General features: G+C 69.5%; 17 protein-coding genes. 6 read left to right on the top strand and 11 right to left on the bottom strand.

Annotation, left to right across the window (positions count from 1 at the left end; translation table 11 throughout):
* Positions 1-29: 29 nt before the first annotated feature.
* The gene (locus ITJ54_RS13635) at positions 30-1,205 is read left to right on the top strand and encodes a glycoside hydrolase family 1 protein (protein WP_228509457.1); all 1,176 of its coding nucleotides are present in this window, start codon (positions 30-32) and stop codon (positions 1,203-1,205) included.
* 84 nt (positions 1,206-1,289) lie between these two features.
* Here the strand turns inward: ITJ54_RS13635 and ITJ54_RS18350 are convergent, their stop codons facing one another.
* From ITJ54_RS18350 to ITJ54_RS13600, 7 genes are read right to left on the bottom strand one after another with little or no spacing between them, the layout of a single operon-like run.
* Positions 1,290-2,510: an ankyrin repeat domain-containing protein gene (locus ITJ54_RS18350; RefSeq protein ID WP_194629124.1), complete on the bottom strand. Its 1,221-nt coding sequence runs from the start codon at positions 2,508-2,510 to the stop codon at positions 1,290-1,292.
* A 10-nt stretch (positions 2,511-2,520) separates the two neighbouring features.
* A complete protein-coding gene (locus tag ITJ54_RS13625; RefSeq protein WP_194629122.1) occupies positions 2,521-3,795 on the bottom strand; it encodes a hypothetical protein in 1,275 nt (424 codons plus the stop codon).
* Between the two features lie 2 nt (positions 3,796-3,797).
* Positions 3,798-5,108 carry a lipopolysaccharide biosynthesis protein gene (locus ITJ54_RS13620; protein ID WP_194629119.1) on the bottom strand — a complete coding sequence of 437 codons (1,311 nt, stop codon included), beginning with the start codon at positions 5,106-5,108 and terminating at the stop codon, positions 3,798-3,800.
* Positions 5,105-5,983, bottom strand: a complete 879-nt coding sequence (locus ITJ54_RS13615) for a hypothetical protein (protein WP_194629117.1) — start codon at positions 5,981-5,983, stop codon at positions 5,105-5,107. Before ITJ54_RS13615 ends, ITJ54_RS13620 begins: the two co-directional genes overlap by 4 nt.
* Positions 5,980-6,504: a glycosyltransferase gene (locus tag ITJ54_RS13610; RefSeq protein ID WP_194629115.1), complete on the bottom strand. Its 525-nt coding sequence runs from the start codon at positions 6,502-6,504 to the stop codon at positions 5,980-5,982. Before ITJ54_RS13610 ends, ITJ54_RS13615 begins: the two co-directional genes overlap by 4 nt.
* Positions 6,501-6,956: a polysaccharide biosynthesis protein gene (locus tag ITJ54_RS13605; RefSeq protein ID WP_194629113.1), complete on the bottom strand. Its 456-nt coding sequence runs from the start codon at positions 6,954-6,956 to the stop codon at positions 6,501-6,503. The genes ITJ54_RS13610 and ITJ54_RS13605 overlap by 4 nt, the downstream gene beginning before the upstream one ends.
* Positions 6,953-8,059, bottom strand: a complete 1,107-nt coding sequence (locus ITJ54_RS13600; RefSeq protein WP_194629111.1) for a glycosyltransferase — start codon at positions 8,057-8,059, stop codon at positions 6,953-6,955. Before ITJ54_RS13600 ends, ITJ54_RS13605 begins: the two co-directional genes overlap by 4 nt.
* 57 nt (positions 8,060-8,116) lie before the next feature.
* Between ITJ54_RS13600 and ITJ54_RS13595 the strand changes: the two genes are divergently transcribed.
* On the top strand, positions 8,117-8,650 hold the full coding sequence (locus tag ITJ54_RS13595) for an acyltransferase (RefSeq protein WP_194629109.1): 534 nt from the start codon (positions 8,117-8,119) through the stop codon (positions 8,648-8,650).
* Between the two features lie 119 nt (positions 8,651-8,769).
* On the opposite strand, the gene ITJ54_RS13590 is transcribed toward ITJ54_RS13595, so the two are convergent.
* From ITJ54_RS13590 to ITJ54_RS18135, 3 genes are all read right to left on the bottom strand, one after another.
* Complete coding sequence (locus tag ITJ54_RS13590) at positions 8,770-9,204, bottom strand: DUF3060 domain-containing protein (RefSeq protein ID WP_194629105.1); 435 nt, start codon at positions 9,202-9,204, stop codon at positions 8,770-8,772.
* Entirely contained in the window at positions 9,201-10,640 is a 1,440-nt protein-coding gene (locus tag ITJ54_RS13585; protein WP_194629102.1) for a polysaccharide biosynthesis tyrosine autokinase, read from the bottom strand. Before ITJ54_RS13585 ends, ITJ54_RS13590 begins: the two co-directional genes overlap by 4 nt.
* A gap of 129 nt (positions 10,641-10,769) precedes the next feature.
* Positions 10,770-13,085 carry an Ig-like domain-containing protein gene (locus ITJ54_RS18135; protein WP_194629100.1) on the bottom strand — a complete coding sequence of 772 codons (2,316 nt, stop codon included), beginning with the start codon at positions 13,083-13,085 and terminating at the stop codon, positions 10,770-10,772.
* 859 nt (positions 13,086-13,944) lie between these two features.
* Here ITJ54_RS18135 and dnaK point away from each other — a divergent pair.
* From dnaK to ITJ54_RS13560, 4 genes are all read left to right on the top strand, one after another.
* Positions 13,945-15,816, top strand: a complete 1,872-nt coding sequence (gene dnaK, locus ITJ54_RS13575) for a molecular chaperone DnaK (RefSeq protein ID WP_194629098.1) — start codon at positions 13,945-13,947, stop codon at positions 15,814-15,816.
* 3 nt (positions 15,817-15,819) lie between these two features.
* Positions 15,820-16,449 carry a nucleotide exchange factor GrpE gene (locus ITJ54_RS13570; protein ID WP_194629096.1) on the top strand — a complete coding sequence of 210 codons (630 nt, stop codon included), beginning with the start codon at positions 15,820-15,822 and terminating at the stop codon, positions 16,447-16,449.
* A 41-nt stretch (positions 16,450-16,490) separates the two neighbouring features.
* Positions 16,491-17,501 (top strand): DnaJ C-terminal domain-containing protein, encoded by a 1,011-nt coding sequence (locus tag ITJ54_RS13565; protein ID WP_194629094.1) that lies wholly within the window; start codon positions 16,491-16,493, stop codon positions 17,499-17,501.
* A gap of 119 nt (positions 17,502-17,620) precedes the next feature.
* On the top strand, positions 17,621-18,031 hold the full coding sequence (locus tag ITJ54_RS13560) for a heat shock protein transcriptional repressor HspR (RefSeq protein ID WP_194629367.1): 411 nt from the start codon (positions 17,621-17,623) through the stop codon (positions 18,029-18,031).
* Between the two features lie 75 nt (positions 18,032-18,106).
* Here the strand turns inward: ITJ54_RS13560 and ITJ54_RS13555 are convergent, their stop codons facing one another.
* Entirely contained in the window at positions 18,107-20,530 is a 2,424-nt protein-coding gene (locus ITJ54_RS13555) for a hypothetical protein (RefSeq protein ID WP_194629092.1), read from the bottom strand.
* Between the last annotated feature and the right edge of the window lies 1 nt (position 20,531).

Below are 20,531 nucleotides of genomic sequence, written 5' to 3'. Positions count from 1 at the left end.
GCCCACTGAAAGGCACCATCATCACTTCGCTGCACTTCCCCGACGGCTTCCTCTGGGGCGCCGCCACGGCCGCCCACCAGATCGAGGGCAACAACGTCAACAGCAACTGGTGGGTGCACGAGCACGAACCGGACACCACGATCGTCGAGCCCTCCGGCGACGCGGCCGACAGCTACCACCGCTACCGCGAGGACATCCGGATCGCCGCCGACCTCGGGCTGAACTCCTACCGGTTCAGCATCGAGTGGTCCCGCATCGAGCCCGAGCGCGGGTTCGTCAGCCGCGCCGAGGTCGACCACTACCGCCGCATGGTCGAGGCCTGCCACGAGTTCGGCATCGAGCCGATCGTCACCCTCATGCACTTCACCGTGCCGCGCTGGTTCGAACGCGACGGCTTCTGGCGCGCCCCGGACGCCGCCGACCTGTTCGCCCGCTACACCGAGGCCGCGCTCCCCGTCGTGCAGGACGGCGTCCGCTACGTCTGCACGATCAACGAACCGAACATCGCCGCGATGCTCGCCGGCGGCGAGGACGCAGCGAACCTGGTGGCCTTCGGCCTGCCGAACCCGGACCTGCAGGTGGCCGACGCCCTGCTGGCCAGCCACAAGCGATCGCGAGAGGTCCTGGGACAGGTGTCGGGCCTCCAGTCCGGGTGGACCATCGCGACCCAGGCGTTCCAGGAGTCCGACCAGCCGGGCTCCGCCGAGATGCTCCGCGAGTACGGGTACCCGCGCGACGACTGGTACCTGGAGCAGTCCGCCGGCGACGACTTCGTCGGCGTGCAGGCCTACACGCGCACGTTCATCGGCACCGACGGACCGCTGCCCGTCGCTGACGACGTCGAGACCACGCTCACCGGCTGGGAGTTCTGGCCCGAGGCGGCCGCAGCCGGTATCCGCAGCGCCTGGGAGCTGTCTGGCCACGTGCCGGTCATGGTCACCGAGAACGGCATCGCCACCGCGGACGACACCCGCCGCATCGCCTACACGCAGGGCGCGCTCGAGGGCGTCCACCGCTGCATCGAGGACGGCATCGACGTCCGTGGCTACCAGCACTGGTCGCTGCTCGACAACTACGAGTGGGCCTCCGGGTTCCGGCCGACCTTCGGTCTCGTGTCGTGGGACCGGGAGACCTTCGTGCGCACCCCGAAGCCGTCGGCGCACTGGTACGGCGGCGTCGCGTCCGCCAACGCCCTGACCGTCTGACGGGAGGCTCGTGCCGCGTCCGTCGCGCCGGCTCGGTCCGGCCGTGGCCGGCCCCGGTGTCGCTTGCCGGGTCCGGTCGGGCCGCTACGCGGTGGCGTCGCCGGCGAGCAGGGCGGCGATGGCGTCGTCGCGGAGGAGTCCCGCGCGGTCTGCCGCGGTGGAGCCCTCGTCGTCCTCGGCATCGCGGTCGACGCCCGCACGGTCGACGTCCAGGGCGAGCACCGCGCGGACCGTGTCGACGTCCGCGGAGTCGACCGCCGCGATGAGCAGCGTCACGCCGCGCGAGCCCCGTGCCCGGACGTCGGCACCCGCTGCGGCGAGGGCCCGCACGACCTCCGCGTGGCCACCCCATGCAGCGCGGACGACCGGGGTGTTGCCGTCGCTGTCCCGGGCCTCCAGGTCGGCGCCCGCCGCCACCAGCACGCGGAGGGCCCGCCGGGCGTCGCGGTCGATCGCCAGCGTCAGCGGCGTCCGGCCCTCGGAGTCGACCAGGGCGAGCGTCGCCCCGCGCCGCAGGAGCTCCTCGAGCATCTCGGGCCGGTCGAACCACGCGGCGGCGTGCAGCGGGGCGAAGCCCCAGCGCGGGTCGACGTCGTCGACGTCGCTCGCGTCGTCAGCCAGGTGCAGCCCGCCGAGGTCGCCGTACGCCGCGGCACGGACCCCCTCGGTCGCCCACTCCACCCAGCCGTCCGGGACCGGACCGTGCCAGCCGCGCGTCGGGCGGTCGCCGAGGACGTCGTACGCGGACTCGTCGACGCTCCGCACCGAGACCTGGGCGTCGCGGAAGCGGATCGCGACCTCGCCGACGGGGGAGACGAGCAGTCGGAGTTCCCAGGCGTCCTCGCCGGCCACGTGGTCGAGCTCGCCGCGCGCGATGTGGGCGTCCCCGGCCAGCACCGCACCCGGGTCGACGTCGGGCGGATCGATCACGGCGTCGTCGAAGCGCAGGGTGACGCGCGCGTGGTTCCAGCGCCGCCAGAGCCCGTCGGGGGTGTCGAGCACCTCGTCGTTCCGGACGACGACCTCGGCGTGCACGACCACCGGGTCGGGCAGGCCGTGCCCTGGGATCGCCGCCGTGTCGGTCGCGGTGTCGTCGGCGCCGTCCGACGCGTCCTCGGAGGCGTGCCGATGTGCCGCTTCGCTGCGCAGGGTCGCGACCCGGGCGTCGGTCCAGCGCACGGTGGCGAGGGCTGCGACGGGCGGTGGGGCGTCCTCGAGCAGCCGTGCGACGTGCTCCGGCTGCCCCTCGAAGTCCTCGAGGGACACGTAGCCCACCGAGGGCCAGTTCACTCGACTCCAGCGCACGGGGTCGAGACTAGCGGGCGTGGCGTGGCGCGGCCTGCTGCGGCGGGCCGGACTCAGGTGTCCGACTGACCAGCGCCTGGCCGCACAGTGCCAGCGCGAGCCAGAGCACGGTCGACGCGGCCGACATCGTCGCGAACCCGGAGTAGCAGAACCCCAGGAAGACGCCGACCACCACGGCGAGACGAGCACCGACCGGAGCAGATCCGTCGAGCGCGGGACGCAGCAGGACGAGCACGAACAGGACCACCGGAACCAGGCCGAGGTCGAGGGCCAGGATCGCGAAGGAGTTCTCGAGACTCGTGCGGAGGACGTCGCCCTTCAGCTGCCAGGCAGCACCCCACCCGCCTCCGATGAACGTGTGGTCCCAGATGTGCTCGACGATGTACTGCGCTGCCGCCCCACGCGCCGAGGACGAGCTGCCGTCGTCACCCGTGACGCGTTCGACCAGTCCGCTGAGCATCGACGTGCGCAGGACCACGAACACGGCTGCGCAACCACTGAGCACGATCGTCAGGACCGCGACGAAGGACCGCGTCGAGCGCGCGATCACCCAGACGGTCCCCAGCACCGCGACGGCGGTCGGTACCCGTGACGCCGTGAGGACGACCGTGCTCAGGAGCATCAGCGCGACGACCAGTCGGAGCGGGGCACGGTGGATGAACGAGGTCAGCGGGATGGCGACCGCTGCGGCGAACCCGAGGTCGAGTGGACTGTCCAACGTCCCTCGGGGGCGGAACTGGACGATCCCGGAGGTCCCCCGACCGCCGATCAGTCCCCACGGCAGGTCGGATCGCAGCACGACCTGGACGACGACCACGGCCGCGACGACGAGCATCACCCCGAGGAAGACCACGGCCAGCCGGCGCAGTGTCCCGGGGACGGCGTGCTCGCTCGTCCGCGCGACGAAGCAGAGCAGCATCGGGGCGAGGACGGCGTTGGTCAGCCCGAGGAGCGACGTCGGCCCGCTCCCGACGACGGCCTGCACCACGAGCAGGAAGGCGACCACGGCCAGACCGGCGTACCAGCCGCGGCGCGGTGCCACCTCGGCGACCACGCTGTTCCATCGCCCGCGGAGGCCGAACACGCAGTACACGACGAGCAGGACCGTCGCCGGGTGGAGCGCAGCGTTCCCCTCCCAGTTCCCGAGGAGGAGCCCTCCGGCCGTGGACGGGACGAGGACGCGGAGCGCGACGACGGCGGCGAGGACCACCACCGGCCGCGACTGCTGTGTCGTGACGACGACGAGACAGACCACCACCCAGACGGCCAGACGGAGCAGTTCCATGGTCAACTCCGCATCAGGGTCGGTCGGATGAGCCGGATGGCCAGGGTGCCGAGGCGACGCGCGTCGGCGGGACGGACGGCGTAGAAGTCACGCATCCGGGCACCGGTGAGGCGAGCGGCCCAGCGCACGCTGCCGTTGCTCGAGAGCACGTTGCCGATGAGCGCCGCCGTGGCAGCGCCGACCGCGCCCAGGACCGGGACGAGCACCAGGAGGGCCACCACGTTCACGATGCACCCGATCGTGATGCTCATGCTGCGGAGCTCGGGGCGCCCACGAGCTGTCAGCGTGCTCCCCGCGATCGAGCCAGGCACGCCGATCACGACGGCGACGATCGAGATGGCCATCACCGGCACTGCGGCGGTGAACGCCTCGCCGAACACGACCGGGACCCAGAACGGCGCACTGACCCCGAGGGGCATCGCGATCGCGATCGCGAGCGCGGCCGCCGACCGAGCGACTCGGGGCACGCGCACGTCGTCCGCGTCAGCCGCGTCGCTGGAGAGCATCACCTCGCGAACCGCGTTGGTGACGATCACGGGGACCTCAGCCACGTTCACCGCCACGGCGTAGAGCCCCAGCTGCTCGGCGCTCGCCAGCGGGAGCACCAGGAGCTGGTCGAGACGGACGAGCAGCACCCCAGCTGCGGAGCCGAGCCAGCTCCGGAGCGAGAAGCCCATCATCGAGCGCGCGTGCACGACGGCCGCGGTGTCGCTCGGCGGGGTCGCGGGCGGCATGAACAGGTACACGACGCCGCCCACGACGGGGGAGAACGCGATGAGGGCCACGGCGGAGGGGAGGTCGAGACGACCGACGCCGGCCAGCACCAGCGTGCCGACGATCTTGACGCTGGCCGCGGTGATCCGTTCCGCGGTCACGAAGCCCCACGCATGACGACCGGCCGCACGGCCCCGGAGGAGCGCGACGAAGAGCGCGGGAGCAGTGGCGGCCGTCGCGACGGTCACGAGGGTGGTCAGGTCGGCGGCGTCGGCCCCCACGATGAGCGGCGCTGCGACCGTAACGGCAGCCAGGGCCGCGATCCCGCCGAAGGCGAGCAACAACCAGGCGAGCCACCACCCGGAGCGTGCCACGCGACGGCCGGAGGCGATCGTCTGGGTCACGGCGTCGGGTATGCCGAACGTGCCGATCGACAGCGCGAGGAGGAACGGTGCCGTCACGGCGGCGAGTTCGCCTCGACCGTCGACACCGAGCGAGTGCGCCAGGAACGGAGCCATGACGAACGTCGCTGCGGGCGGGAAGACGTTCCCCACGACCAGCAGGACCGTGCTCGCCGCGATCGGCCGCCGGGCGCTCACGGGGTGGTCTCGTCGCGCACGATCCGCAGCAGGTCGGGCGTCAACGTCGCCGCGATCTGCGCGTCGTTGCCCCCGTCCGTCCCGTTGCTCCGGGAGAGCGCCGACCGCTGTCCGCCGACGATCGTCGGCCAGAGACGGGGGGTGGCGCCGACCTGTGCCACGCGCACGCCGTGCGCGATCGCCCTCGCCGTCAACCAGACGTCGTCAGCATGCGGTGCGGTCTGCCGGAAGCCGTCACCGTCGTCGCGCAGTGCGTCGAGGAGTGCCGGCGGGTAGACGACCCCGGACACGCCGGTCAGGAACGACGCGTGCGACGGCGTCGTGCTCCGACAGGGCGGCCAGGTCATGTACGGAGCCGGGGTCGAGTCCGCTGCCACGACGATCCGATGGGCGCGATGACAGTGGATGGTGTCCGGAGCGGCGGTGTGGGCGTCCAGCAGTGTCCGCAGCCACGCACGGCCGTACCGGATGTCGTCGTCCGCCGTGACGAGTGGGAGCGTGTGGTGCGCTTCGGACTGCACGTACGGCCACCACTTGCCGTGCGGACCCACCGGCTCGCCGACCCGGAGTTCGAGTCCACGCTCGATGAGCCGGCGGAGCGGACGGGAGCGCAGGGCGCGCTCGCGTTCGGCCTCGTCGTCGACCCAGAGGACGAGGCGCTGCGGCCGCACGCTCCCGCTGACGATGGACTCGATCGCCAGCGACACCGACCGGAGTCGGCGGCCGTGCGACGTGAGCGACACGACGACCGGTGCGGTCCCGGTCACCGGACGCGTCCGGACGGAGTGGCCCGCGGCACGGCAGAGCTGCGTGACGAAGGCCAGCGCCGCGACCGGTGCGCGTCGGATGAAGGACTTCCGCGGTGCGAGCGTCATGCGACGCTCCCGAGGACGCGCCAGACATCGGCCCGGAACCGCGTGGCGTTCTCCGCTGACCGGTCGGCCGCCTGGCGGCACCGTCGCTGCCGGTCGGTGCTGTCCTGCTGGTCTTCCTCGGCGAGAGCGTCGGTGAGTCGTCCTGCAGTCCTGAGGTCGAGCGCGAGGCCAGCCCGGTCCAGCTCCCGCGCGAAGAGGACCTGGTGGTCGTCGACGTGCTCGTCGTACGCGATCTGCCGTCCGAGGACGAGGGGCCACGCGCCCGCAGCGAGTGCGCCGAACACGGTGCCGGGGCTGCACTGGCTGACGACCACGTCTGCCCACGCGAGGTGTGCCTGCATGCTCGGGGCGTCGAAGTAGTCCGCAGCAGCACGGACGCTCGGGAGGGGGAGGCTCCACGAGCCGACGCCGTACTGGACGACCCATTCGTCGTCGGGTCGGACGAGGAGTGTCTGCTGGGCGGCGTCGAGCAGGCGTTGGAACGACTGCTCGTGCGTCCCCACGGTGAGGAGGACCTTCATCGGCTGACCGCCACGCGTTCGCGCCGCGGGAACCCCGCGAGCTGGTCGTCCCACTGTGCGATGAAGCGGTCCGTCACCGGGCGGACCAGCTTCGCCGTGAGCGTGGGGTTGTCGATCCGGTCGACGCACTCGATGAAGACGGTGCGCGTCTGGAAGAACACCTTGCCCAACCAGAAGAAGGGGACCGCTGCGGCTGCGCCGCTGCTGACGATCAGGTCCGGACGTTCCTGGCGCAACGTCCGGGCGGCGATCACGAGGTTCCGCACGAGCGCGGTGACGCTCCGGTTGGTCGGCCAGTGCAGGCCGTACGTCCGGTGACCGGCGACCTTGGCCAGGGCGTCGGGCTTCATGAACGTCGCGATCGCGACGTCGGTGCCGTCGGGTGCCGGCAGGAGCGCGAGCAGCTGGTCGAGGTGACCACCGCTGCTGCAGACGAAGAGGATCTTGCTCATGCTGGAGACTCCATGAGGTCGTGTGCGCGCCGCTCCCACAGAGCGACGGCGTGGTCGAGCGTCACCGGTTCGATGTAGGTGTCGCAGTCGTCGAGACGGGGCCGCGGCATGTGCAGTCGGGCGCGCAGACGGGCTTGCAGATCGGACACGGAGCCGTTCTCGAAGAGTTCGAGGAGGTCGTTCCGCACCCCGAGCAGCCCCTGCATCTCCGACGGACCGATGGCGTCGGCCGCGAGGACCGGGGTCCCGACCGCGAGCGCTTCGAGGAGGACGATCCCCCAGGCCTCGCTCCGAGCGCTGTGGACGAGGACGTCGGCTGCTGCGACGAAGGAGTACGGCTCAGCGTGAGCACCTTCGACGGACACCGTCACGAGCCCCTTCGGGTCGTGGTGACGAGCCAGTTCCTGTGCGAGCGGTCCGGCGCCGACGACGCGCCAGTGCACCCGTACGCCGAGGCCTTCGAGGGCTGCGAGTGTGACGTCCAGTCCCTTGCGTCGGATGAGGCTGCCCACCGACACGACGGTGAACGCATCGTGACGTTCGCGTGGGCTCGCCGCCGCGGTCGACCGGATCGCGACCGGATCGACGGTGCTCGGGATGACGGCGGGTCGGTGGTCGAGACCGTAGACCTCGGTCATGGAGTCGGCGACCGTGTGCGTGTTGGCGGTGAGGGCCGGTCGAGCACGGAAGACCGACCCGATCAGGCGCTGTTTGAGCTGACCGAAGCGGATGTACTCGGCGTGGTCGGTCGGGTCGAGGTCTTCGCAGTAGTTGAAGACGTGGTGGGCGACGGATCGGCGCCGGTCGATCATGGCGCACGCGAGGATCGACGACCAGAGCTTCACGACGACGAGCGATCGGGGCAGCGATCGGAGGACCGCGTGCAGTCGTCGTGCGACGTCGACGGTTGCCGCATGGCTCTCGATCCCGAGGACGTGGACGGAGACGTCCGGGCGCAGCAGCGTGACGAGCCCACCGCCGCCGGAGTGGAGGACCACGGTGACTCGGTGGCCGTTCTCGGTGAGCCGGTTGGCGACGATGACCGTCTGGCGTTCCGCGCCGCCGAAGCGGAGATGCGGTTGGACGAAGATGTAGGAGGCCACGGGGTCCTTCGGATGAGCTACAATCTGATATGTATAACGGTACATGAGAGGTATGACATGCGCAATCCGATCCCGGCTCGACTCCCGCGACCCTGGGTGTTCGCTCTCGTGTCGCGCATCGCCGGGGGCGACGTCGCCGCCCGGCGCTTGGGAGTCGAGGTCGGGAGCGGCTGCCGGATCTACTCGTGCCGCGTCGCGTCGGAGTACTCGATGGTGTCCATCGGCGACGACACGACGATCTCGGTGGACGTGCTCTTCGTCACCCATGACGGCACCGGCTGGTTGTACCGAGACGAGCGAGGTCGTCGGTACCGCTACGCGCCCGTGACCGTTGGCGACCGGTGCTTCATCGGGGCCAGGGCCACGCTCATGCCGGGTGTCCGCATCGGCTCCGACTCGGTGGTCGCCGCCGGGGCGGTCGTCACGAAGTCGGTTCCGGCGGGCTCGGTCGTCGGCGGTGTGCCCGCGAAGGTGATCGGTCGGACCAGCGATCTCATGGCGAAGATCGCGGCCTGGCCGGCCGAGGACGACAAGCGCGGTCGGACCGCTGCGGACCGGGTCGCGTCCATCGCCGAGGACCACCCGGGCTGAGGCGCGGCACCTCGGGGACCGGTTGCTGCTGCGGCGTCGAAGGCCGCCGTCGATCCCTGTCACGAGCAACGGCACTGATCGGGAGCGGTCGTCCTGCTCCCGATCAGTGCCGTGGGTCGTCAGCGTGCAGAGATCGTGTTGCCCTTGCCGAGGTCCTTGACAGCGGTCTCACCGGAGTACTTCACGGTGTTGTCCGACCCGGGCACCGTGATGCTCTTGGCGCTCTGGACGTCGATCGTGGCACCGCTCGCTTCGACGAGGAGGTCCTCGACGGCGCCGAGCGTGATCGTCGATCCGTCCTCAGCAGCGCCCAACACGGCGACGTGTGCGCAGTCGCCCACGGCGAGTGGCTTCTCGGCGGTGGCGTCCTTGGCGTTGATCGTCGCGAGACCGTCGATGCACTTGTTGTAGACGGTCTCGTTGGCGGCGCTCGTCTTCGTGGGGGAGGGGGTCGGGGAAGCGGACTTGTCCGGGGTCGCACCACCGCTGCAGCCGGCGAGTGCGGCAATCAGGGCGGCGCCGAGGGCCACGGAGGCGACGGTCTTGCGGTTCATGAGGTTCTCTTTCTGTCGGAGGTGGGGTGGTCAGTGGGCAGCGCGCGGGTTCGCCGACCCTGCTTGGGGGCAGTGGGAGCTGCGACCTCTGCTGCGTAGTAGGTGTCGTAGGCACCGCGGTCCTTGACGGGGACCATCGTCATGACGACTCCGAGCGTCTTGCTGCCGATGCTCCGGAGGGTGTCGAGTGCGGAGGCGAGTTGCTTCTGCGTGACGCGGCGGACGGACGAGATCAGGACGGCGCCGCCCGTGAGGCGACTCAGGACGGCCGCGTCGGTGACCGGCAGCAGCGGGGGCGCGTCGAAGATGACGAAGTCGAACTCGGTGGTCAGCTGGTCGATCAGCGCGAGCATCGCGTTGCTCCCGAGGAGCTCGCTCGGGTTGGGCGGGATCTGACCGGCTGGCAGGACAGAGAGGCTGCCGCGTCCCCACGGGATCGTCACGTCCTCGAGCTCTGTCCTGCCGATGAGGAGGTCGGAGAGCCCGACTGCCCCTTCGATGCCCATGAGTTCGGCGATGCGCGGACGCCGGAGGTCGGCGTCGACGAGGACGACGCGCGAGCCGCCCTCGGCCATGGTGATCGCGAGGTTCGCGGCCGTCGTCGACTTCCCCTCTGACGGCAGGGCCGAGGTGACGGTGAAGCTCCGCCGTTGGGCATCGGTCTCCACGAACTGGATGTTCGTGCGCAGGGAGCGGAAGGACTCCGCTCGCGGATTCCGCGGATCAGAGTGGACCACGAGCGGGTTCGTGGTCGCTGCGGCGTCGAACCCGATCACCCCGAGCACCGGTACCGAGGTGACCCTTGCGACGTCCTCCTGTGTTCGTACCTTGGAGTCGAGTGTCTGTCGGACGAGCGCTGCACCGACGCCGAGTGCGAGTCCGAACGCGAGCCCCAGAGCGACGTACTTCACGAGGTCTGGTGAGCTGGGTCCTTCGGGGACGAGCGGCGGCTGCACGGTCTCGATGCGGACGAGTGAAGCGCCACCGTCGGTCGGCTTCTCGAGGTTCTCGGTGACCACGTGCGTGAAGCTGGAGATGACGGCGGTGGCGACACGGGCTGCCTTCTCGGGGTCGTCTTCGGTCACCGAGATGTCCAGCAGCACGCTGTCGACCGTTGCGGTGGACGTCACGTGCTGCGCGAGCTCGGTCACCGTGGTGTGCAACCGGAGCTCGTCGATCACGGGTTGCAGCACGCTGGCGCTCCGCACGACCTGCACGTAGGAGTTCACCTTCTGCTGTGCCGCGTTGTTCCCCTGCGCCAGGTCGCTCACGTCCGGGGCGCCTGGTTGCACCGACACGAAGACCTGGCCGGTTGAGCGGTACTGGGGGCTGCTGACGACGGCGATGAGCGCGCCGGTGCCGCCACCGAGGAGCGTCGCCACGAGGAGCACGACCAGCGATCGCCGGATGATGCGGAGGAAGTCGGAGAGCGTCATCATGCTCCAGTTCGGGTTGATGTGTGCCGTTAGTATATCACATGACATGGCAAGAGCGGCAACTCGGTGGAGTCGCCGCTCTTGTGGTTCCGGTGGGGTCAGCTGGTGGTGGTCAGCTGCTGGTGGGGGTCAGTTGGCGGGGGTGAGGTGGACGCCGGTGATGGTCTCGGGGTCTCCTTCGGTGGGCTGCTGGACGAGGGTGAGGTCGTAGGTGACCCCGGGGGCGAAGCCGCGGCGGATCTCCCACTTGCCGTTGTCGTCGACCTCGGTCTTGAAGATCTCGTTGTTGTTCCAGGCCGGGGCGATGGCGGTGATCGTCGCGCCGCGGGTGCCGGTGCCGGTGAAGGACACGGCGGTGTTGGGCTCGAAGGTCGAGTCCATCGCGGGCGTGGTCAGCGTGAACGGACGGTCGATGCCGGTGGCTTCGAGGGTGAAGGTGTTCGACTGCGAGGTGGTGCCGTCGGCTCGGAGCTGCGTCGCGGTCAGTTCGTAGGTCGCGGCGGGGCCGTAGTTGCGGAGGATGCTCCACTCGCCCTCAGCGTTGGCGACTGCCGTGCCCCAGACGCTGTCGTTCCACTGGAAGCGGAGCTCGATCCGCGCATACGGGGTGGCGGTGCCGGTGACCAGGGTCGGCTCGCCGGGCTTGTAGGCGTGGTCGGCCGGCCCGGTGATCACGACTTCCTGGTTCGTGATGCCCTCGGGGTTGAGGGTGAAGGTGTTCGACTGCGAGGTGGTGCCGTCGCCTCGGAGCTGCGTCGCGGTCAGTTCGTAGGTCGCGGCGGGGCCGTAGGTGCGGAGGATGCTCCACTCACCCTCAGCGTTGGCGACGGCCGTGCCGTAGACGTTGTCGTTCCACTGGAAGCGGAGCTGGATCCGCGCATACGGGGTGGCGGTGCCGGTGACCAGGGTCGGCTCGCCGGGCTTGTAGGTGTGCTCGGCCGGTCCGGTGATCACGACGTCCTGGTTCGTGATGCCCTCGGGGTCGAGGGTGAACATGGCGGACGTGGAGGTGGTGGTGTCGAAGCGGGTCTGCGTCGCGGTCAGTTCGTACTTCGCTGCCGGGCCGAAGCTGCGGTTGATCGACCAGTTGCCGTTGATGTCTGCCGTGGCCGTGCCGTAGACGTTGTCGTTCCACTGGAAGCGGAGCTCGACCGTGGCATACGGGGTCGCGGTGCCACTGATCGTGGTTTCGCGGTTGGGCTGGTAGGTGTGGCTGGTCGGCTCGGTGATGACGACCTCGCGCGCGGTCTGAGCACCGTTGGGGGTGACCGTGATCGTGTCGGAGGTGGTCAGGTTGCCCTTGGAGTGCTGCTGCGCGGTGAGGGTCTTCGCGCTGTTCGAGGGTGCGAGTTCGACCTCGGTGGTGAAGGTGCCGTCGGCGCGGACCTTGGTCGTGACCGACTTGGCGCCGCCGGTGATGGTGACCGTGGTGTCGGCCTGACCGGTGCCCGTGACGGTGACGGCGCCGGGGGTGACGGTGGAGGAGGCGGGCTCGTCGAGGCTGACCGCGGCGCCGTACTCCGCGGTGGTCTCGGCGGTCTGGATGCCCTCGATGCCGGACTGTTCGATGCGGATCTTCTGGTCGCCCGCGCCGATCGGGTCGATCGTGGTCGACCAGGTGCCGTTCTCCACGATGGCGGTGCCGATGACGGTGGTGGAGTCGCCGGCGTAGAGGGTGATCGTGGCGCCGTCGACACCGGTGCCCGACACGATCGCCTTCTTCGTCACGTCCGACTCGAAGGTGACGGTACCCGTCGGCGCCGCGACGCTCGCGGCGACAGTCGTGGTGGTCTTGCCCTCTGCACGGAAGTCGTTCGTGCTGCTCGTGCCGCTGAAGACGAAGTCCATGGAGCTCGGCTCCTCGGGGGCGTCGTCGCCGGCGGTGACGTCGACCATGAAGCGGTACTGCTGGTCGGCGGGACGCTCGCTGGCCCAGTCCGCGTCGAACGTCAGGGTCGTGTTGTCGTTCGACAGACGGCCGTTGGTGAGCGGGATGGAGGTGGAGGCGTTCCACGCGGTGTTGCCGACTCGACGCCACGAGCCCTGGACGGTGTCCTGCTCGGAGAAGGTCGCCCCGTCCGGAGCGGTCAGCACGACGGTGCCCTTGGTGTCGGTGCGCGTGACGCGGTTCTCGACGACGAACGGCACCTGGGTGGTCGCACCGCGCTCGAGCTCGACGGGCCCCTGGTCAACGGCGAACAGGCCGCCCCCCTCGACGATCTCGGGGGAGACCGTCTTCTGGTCGAACTCGGTACCGTTGACCTTCTGGATCACGACGAGGTCGTTCTTGCCCACCGCGAGCCCGGTCACCGTCATCGACCACGCACCGGAGGTCTTGTCGGCCTCGACTTCCTGCGAACCGATCGACACCTTCGCACCCGGCGTCGCCGTCCCCGAGATCACCGCACTCTTCGCAATGTTGTTCACCTTTGCGACATTCGCCACGAGTGCCTTGGGTGCAGCCTCTACACGGGCTTTGATGCCCGGGAACTGGTAGCCGCTGCCCATGCCGAGCTGGTAGTAAAGCCCGGTACTGAAAGACTCAAAACTCACCGTGGGCCCCACATAGCTACCAGTCGCAACATTACGGATTCGGGCATCGGAAGTCACCTCCCAAAGGTCGTTGCCCGATCCGCAAGTGCCGCCGGTGGCAAAGACGTTCGCCTTCCAGGTGTTGTTGTAAGCACCCTCAGCGCACGTTCGGTCGTCATTGGCGAACTGGAGCTTCCCCGTATCAGTGATACGTAGCTCTGGCGAGACGAGGGAGGCGCTCTCAGCAGCGGCCTGCGAGGAGTAGGCGATTGCCTTCATCACCCGGTTCGAGTCGAACGCGATCGCGTACCACGAGCTCCCAGACTTCCAAACCATTGGTGCCTTGCCGAGGCTTACAGCGTTGGTTCCTGCTCGTTGGTGCGGTACACCAGGGGAGCTCTCGGCGGAGGCAGGAGCGGCACCGAAGGACAAGCCGCTGACGATGGTGGCTGCGGCCAGCCCGGCCGCACCCATGGACTTGAGGGCAGTCGCGGCCCTCTTCTTGTGAGACATGTGCATCTTTCAGGACAGGCCGCATCGAGCGCGGCTTGCGGGAAGGGGTAGTTGCGCCACATGACGCAACGTGTGTATCAAGAATATCATGTGAAATACGAACGGACAGCCAGCGGCCCGCTCTGCCCCTATCTGTGAGTTGAGCCGGATCAACGCAACTTCTGCCCGCTCGACTTGACGCCCAGGCGGTCCTGAGTAGAGTTGAGTCCATCGGACGCAAGTCCAGCGACTTACCCCTAGCAAGAAGGAGCACCCACACATGGGACGTGCAGTAGGCATCGACCTCGGAACCACCAACTCGGTCGTCAGCGTGCTCGAGGGCGGCGAGCCCACGGTCATCGCCAACGCCGAGGGTCTCCGCACCACGCCGTCGATCGTCGCGTTCACCAAGGACGGGGAAGTCCTCGTCGGTGAGACCGCGAAGCGTCAGGCAGTCACGAACGTCGACCGCACCATCGCCAGCGTGAAGCGCCACATCGGCACCGACTGGACGACGGACATCGACGGCAAGAAGTACACGCCGCAGGAGATCTCGGCCCGTACCCTCGGCAAGCTCAAGCGCGACGCCGAGCAGTACCTCGGTGAGGACGTCACCGACGCGGTCATCACCGTCCCGGCGTACTTCAACGACGCCGAGCGCCAGGCCACGAAGGACGCCGGTGAGATCGCCGGCCTCAACGTCCTGCGCATCATCAACGAGCCGACCGCGGCCGCTCTGGCCTACGGCCTCGACAAGGGCAAGGAAGACGAGCTCATCCTGGTCTTCGACCTCGGTGGCGGCACGTTCGACGTCTCCCTGCTCGAGGTGGGCAAGGACGACGACTTCTCCACGATCCAGGTCCGCTCGACCTCCGGCGACAACCGCCTCGGCGGCGACGACTGGGACCAGCGCATCGTCGACCACCTCGTCAAGAAGTTCAAGGACGAGCACGGCGTCGACCTGTCCACGGACAAGATCGCGAAGCAGCGTCTCAAGGAAGCCGCTGAGCAGGCCAAGAAGGAACTGTCGTCGCAGATGTCGGCGAACATCCAGCTCCCGTACCTGACGCTGACGGCCAACGGCCCGCTGAACCTCGACGAGACCATCTCGCGCGCCCAGTTCGAGCAGATGACCTCCGACCTGCTGGACCGCACCAAGAAGCCCTTCAACGACGTCATCAAGGAAGCGGGTGTGTCGGTCAACGACATCGCGCACGTGGTCCTCGTCGGTGGCTCGACCCGCATGCCCGCCGTGGCCGAGGTCGTCAAGTCGCTGACCGGTGGCAAGTCGCCGAACCAGGGCGTGAACCCGGACGAGGTCGTCGCCGTCGGCGCCGCACTGCAGGCCGGTGTCCTCAAGGGCGAGCGCAAGGACGTCCTGCTCATCGACGTCACGCCGCTCTCGCTCGGCATCGAGACCAAGGGCGGCCTGATGACGAAGCTCATCGACCGCAACACCGCGATCCCGACCAAGCGCAGTGAGACCTTCACGACCGCTGACGACAACCAGCCGTCGGTCGCGATCCAGGTCTTCCAGGGCGAGCGCGAGTTCACCCGCGACAACAAGGCGCTCGGCACCTTCGAGCTGACCGGCATCGCGCCGGCCCCGCGTGGCGTGCCGCAGGTCGAGGTCACCTTCGACATCGACGCCAACGGCATCGTGCACGTGTCCGCGAAGGACAAGGGCACCGGCAAGGAGCAGTCGATGGTCATCTCCGGCGGTTCGTCGCTGCCGAAGGAGGACATCGAGCGCATGGTCCGCGAAGCCGAGGAGCACGCGGCCGAGGACAAGGCCCGTCGTGAGGCCAACGAGCGTCGCAACCAGGCCGAGCAGCTCGTCTACTCGATCGAGAAGCTTATCAAGGAGAACGACGAGAAGCTCCCCGCGGACGTCAAGTCCGAGGTGCAGGCCGACGTCGACGCGCTGAAGTCCGCCCTCGCGGGTGAGGACGACGACGCGGTCAAGACCGCCTACGACAAGCTCAACGAGTCGCAGGGCAAGCTCGGCCAGGCCATCTACTCCCAGCAGGATGCCGGCGCTGCCGGTGCCCCGGGTGCCGAGGGTGCGGGCGAGCAGCCCCAGGACGGCAACGACGAGGACATCGTCGACGCCGAGGTCGTGGACGACGAGGACGACAAGGACAAGAAGTAAGCGATGGCTGACGACAAGAACGCCAACGACGACAACGTCCAGAACGAGCCGGAGCCCCAGGTCGAGGGCGACGCCACGAACGCGGAGCAGCCGGAGGACCTCATCGAGGCCGAGGGTCCCGACGTCGAGGTGCCGAGCGACCTGAGCCCCGAGGACCAGGCCCTGCTCGACGACGCCGCCCGCGGCATCGCCGAGGACGGCCTGTCCGCGAGCGACCGCGACCTGGTCGCCGAGATGCGGACGGACATGCTCCGTGCGCAGGCCGAGCTGGTGAACTTCCGGAAGCGCGTCGAGCGTGACCGTGAGGCCAACCGCGAGGTCGCGATCGCCGAGGTCGTGCGTGCACTCCTCCCGGCGCTCGACGACCTGAGCCGCGCCGAGGCCCACGGCGACCTGACCGAGGGCCCCATGCAGGTCATCGGCCAGAAGATCCGCGGCGGCTTCGAGAAGTTCAAGCTCGTCCAGATCGGCGAGAAGGGCGAGGCCTTCGACCCGAACATCCACGAGGCGATCGTCCAGCTCCCCACCCCGGGCGCCACCGGCCAGACCGTGGCGGACGTCGTCGAGCCGGGCTACAAGCTCGGTGAGCGCGTCATCCGAGCGGCCAAGGTCGCCGTGGCGGTCCCGGCCTGAGCCGGGGAGCGCTCGGACATGGAAGAAGAAGGTAGGTAGCCGTGGCCAGTCAGGACTGGTTCGACAAGGACTTCTACGCGGTCCTCGGCGTCGACAAGAAGGCGTCAGACGCCGACCTGAAGAAGACCTACCGCAAGCTCGCGCGGCAGTTCCACCCGGACTCCAACCCGGGTGACGCTGCGGCCGAGGCGAAGTTCAAGGAGATCAGCGAGGCCTACTCGGTGCTCTCCGACAAGGAACAGCGCGCCGAGTACGACCAGGTCCGTGCCATGGGCTCGGGCGCCCGCTTCACCGCGGGTGGCCCGGGTCAGGGCGGCGGGTTCGAGGACGTCTTCGGCGGGATGTTCGGTGGCGGCGGCCAGCCCGGCGGCGGTGGACAGCGCGTCCGCTTCGGCCAGGGCGGCGGCTTCGAGGACATCCTCGGCGGCATGTTCGGCGGGGGCGCCAGCGGGGCTGGTTTCGGCCAGCCCTCCGGGGGCTACCGCGGCTTCGGTGGTCCGTCCAAGGGCCGCGACGTCACCGCGTCGACGACCCTGGACTTCACGACGGCCATCGCCGGCGACACGATCAAGCTGTCGCAGGGCAACGGCCGCCCGGTCAACGTCCGCATCCCCGCGGGCGTCGCCGACGGGCAGAAGATCCGGTTGCGTGGTCGGGGCGAGCCCTCGCCCGACGGCGGCGACGCCGGCGACCTGGTCGTGCTGGTGCACGTCCGCAAGCACCCGGTCTTCGAGCGCGACGGGCAGCACCTCCGCGTGGACGTCCCCGTGACGTTCGTCGAGGCAGCGCTCGGAGCCACGATCCAGGTGCCGACGCTCGGTGGTGAGCCCGTCAAGCTCCGGGTCGCGCAGGGTACGCCCTCGGGTCGTGTCCTCCGCGTCAAGGGACGCGGCGTCGTGACGAAGGACGGCACGGGCGACCTGCTCGCCACCGTCCAGGTCGCGGTGCCGTCGCACCTGTCGGACAAGGCGCGCGAGGCCGTCGAGGCACTCGCCGCCGCACTGCCGGACGAGGACCCCCGTGAGGACCTGCTCGCCAAGGCGCGCAGCTAGACAGCACTACCAGCACACCCGGCCAGGAGGCTCGGTGCGGCTCCGTCAGGAACCCGCACCGAGCCTCCAGTCTGATTTCCAGGACCACGCGAACGACGGAAGGAAGCCCCATGACCGACATGGACGAGAACTCGCCCGTCTTCGCGATCGCGGTCGCCGCGGAGCTGGCGGAGATGCACCCGCAGACGCTGCGGCAGTACGACCGGCTCGGCCTGGTCGTGCCGGGGCGGACGCGCGGTGGGTCGCGTCGGTACTCGATGCGGGACGTGGTGCAGCTGCGGGAGATCGCACGGCTCGGCTCCGAGGGGGTGTCCCTGGAGGGCATCCGGCGGGTGCTGGAACTCGAGAACGAGAACACGGTGCTGCGGGACCGGGTGCGCGAGCTCGAGCGGGCACTCGCGGACCAGCTGATCAGCCGTCCGGGCGCACGCGTGTTCGCGGCGACGGCGTCCGGTGCGGCGATCTCGCTGCGGGCCGGCGCCCGGCCGCAGCGGAACACGCAGATCGTGTTGTACCGCGGACCGCACTGACGGCGACCGGAGCGTCGCATGCACGAGGAACGCCCCGGCCAGCACTGCTGTCCGGGGCGTTCGTCGTGCTGCGGGTCAGGACTCCGGGGTCAGGGGGGTCGTGATCTGCTTGACGACGTCGCCGGCAGTGTCCTGCCGGAACGCCGCGTCCTTGTACTGCCAGTCGGCGAGGCTGCGCTCGATCGTCCAGGCGCCGGTGGAGTTCGCGGTCGTGGTGAGGTCGTAGCGGGCGTTGCTGGGGTCGAAGCCGGCTGGGTTGAAGGTCACGGTCGCGCCGGGGGTCGCGGTGCCGGCGAAGCGCTGGTTCCCCGGTGTGAACGTCCCTGACTGGTGCGAGGTGAGGGTGAGGTCACGCGGTGTGGCGTCCTTCACCTCTGGGGTGAGTGTGGTCTTGATCTGCTTGATGACGTCGCCGGCAGTGTCCTGCCGGAATGCCGCGTCCTTGTACTGCCAGTCGGCGAGGCTGCGCTCGATCGTCCAGGCGCCGGTGGAGTTCGCGGTCGTGGTGAGGTCGTAGCGGGCGTTGCTGGGGTCGAAGCCGGCTGGGTTGAAGGTCACGGTCGCGCCGGGGGTCGCGGTGCCGGTGAAGCGCTGGTTCCCCGGTGTGAACGTCCCTGACTGGTGCGAGGTGAGGGTGAGGTCACGCGGTGTGGCGTCCTTCACCTCTGGGGTGAGTGTGGTCTTGATCTGCTTGATGACGTCGCCGGCTGTGTCCTGCCGGAATGCCGCGTTCTTGTACTGCGAGTCGGCGAGGCTGCGTTCGATCGTCCAGGCGCCGGTGGAGTTCGCGGTCGTGGTGAGGTCGTAGCGGGCGTTGCTGGGGTCGAAGCCGGCTGGGTTGAAGGTCACGGTCGCGCCAGGGGTCGCGGTGCCGGTGAAGCGCTGGTTCCCCGGTGTGAACGTCCCTGACTGGTGCGAGGTGAGGGTGAGGTCACGCGGTGTGGCGTCCTCGTCGGCGGCGAACGCGATGTCCTGCATGACTGAGGTGCGGCCGTCCGTGGTGGTCTGCGTGAAGGTCACCTTGTACCCGGCGGAGCTGGCGAGGTCGGCGTCCGCGCTCCAGGAGCCGACGCCGGAGCGTGCACCCGAGGCCTCGGTGGAGAACAGCTCGTTGCCGTCCTGGTCGGTCGCGGTGATCGTCGCGCCGGCCTCGGCGCTGCCGGAGAACGCGTGGGTCCCGGGCTCGTAGGTGTTCTCCTCGGCGACCCCCTCGACCTTGAGGAGGCGGGGCAGGTGCACTCGCTCGGAGGTCGCGCCGTACCGTGTACCGTCCATGCTGAGGTTCACGATGTCGATCTGCTTGGCGGTCTCGTCGGCCGGGATGGTGTAGCTCCACCCTTCCTTGTTCAGGACGCCTGACACGACGCGGTCGCCGTCGAGGACCCAGAGGCCGGGCGCGTCGTCCCGCTCGCCGACGACCTGCACGCGGCCGTTCGGGTAGACCATGACGTCCCGGAGTGAGGGGGCGGCGACGGAGGCGTCGGTGGGCAGCTGCTGGAGCTGCGCCGCGGTGCGGGTGGAGGGTGTGCCCTTCTCGGAGTGGGCGACGACGTAGACGGTCGTGCCGATGCGGTCCTGCGGGATCGTGGCGACGTACCCGGTCACGGTGAGTGCGGCGGTCGCGATCTTCTCGCCGGCTTCGTCCTCGACGACGACCGACTTCGTGTCGGCGTCGAACTGGCCGGTCAGGACGAAGTCCCCGTTGAGACGACGCTCGTTCGTGTCGAGCGTGGGTGCGGCCGGGGCATCGGCGTCACCCGGGGTGAAGCGGATGTCGCGCAGTTCGTTCTTGCGACCGTCAGGCGTCGTCTGGGTGAGCGTGATCGTGTGCTCGGCGTCGCTGAGCTCCGCTTCGGCGCTCCACGTCCCGGTGCCGTCGCGGGTGGTGCTGGCCGTGGTCGTGAAGAGTTCGTCGCCGGAACCGGTGTCGGTCGCGACGATCGTGGCGCCCGAGGTCGCGCTGCCGGCGAACGGCGTGACGCCCGGCTCGAAGTGGTTCTTCCGCTCCAGCCCCTCGACGGTGATGCCGCGGGGCATCGGGAGGCGATCGCTCCGCGTCCGGGTGCCGTCTTCGGCGGTGTGGATCCGGACCACCTCGAGGTCGGCGTCCTTGTACACGTTCGGGACCGTGAGGAAGAACGCCGCACCCCAGTTCGTCCTGTCCAGCACACGGTCGCCCATCATGAGCCAGATGTCGTCGCCGTTGGAGTAGCCAGCGAGGACGCGGGAGCCGTAGGGCGTACTCCAGTCCTGCAGGACCTCGAGAGGGGGGAGGGACGGGTCGATCGGGATGTCCGCGAACTCGGGGTACTCGTTGGTCGACGCATCGCCCGCGGGTGCGCTGGCGGTCGGTGCCGGACTGGCCGCGGTCGCGGCGGTCGGTGCCGGGCTCGCGGTGGTCGCGGCGGTCGCGGCGACGGGCGTCAACAGGCCGACTCCGAGCGATGCGGTGACGATGCCGCAGACCAACGCGGTGGTGCGGAAGGGGGAGGGTGCCATG

This window comes from Curtobacterium sp. VKM Ac-2865 (genome assembly GCF_015350905.1).
Taxonomy (GTDB): Bacteria; Actinomycetota; Actinomycetes; order Actinomycetales; family Microbacteriaceae; genus Curtobacterium.
This window is presented reverse-complemented; position numbering and strand designations above follow the sequence as displayed.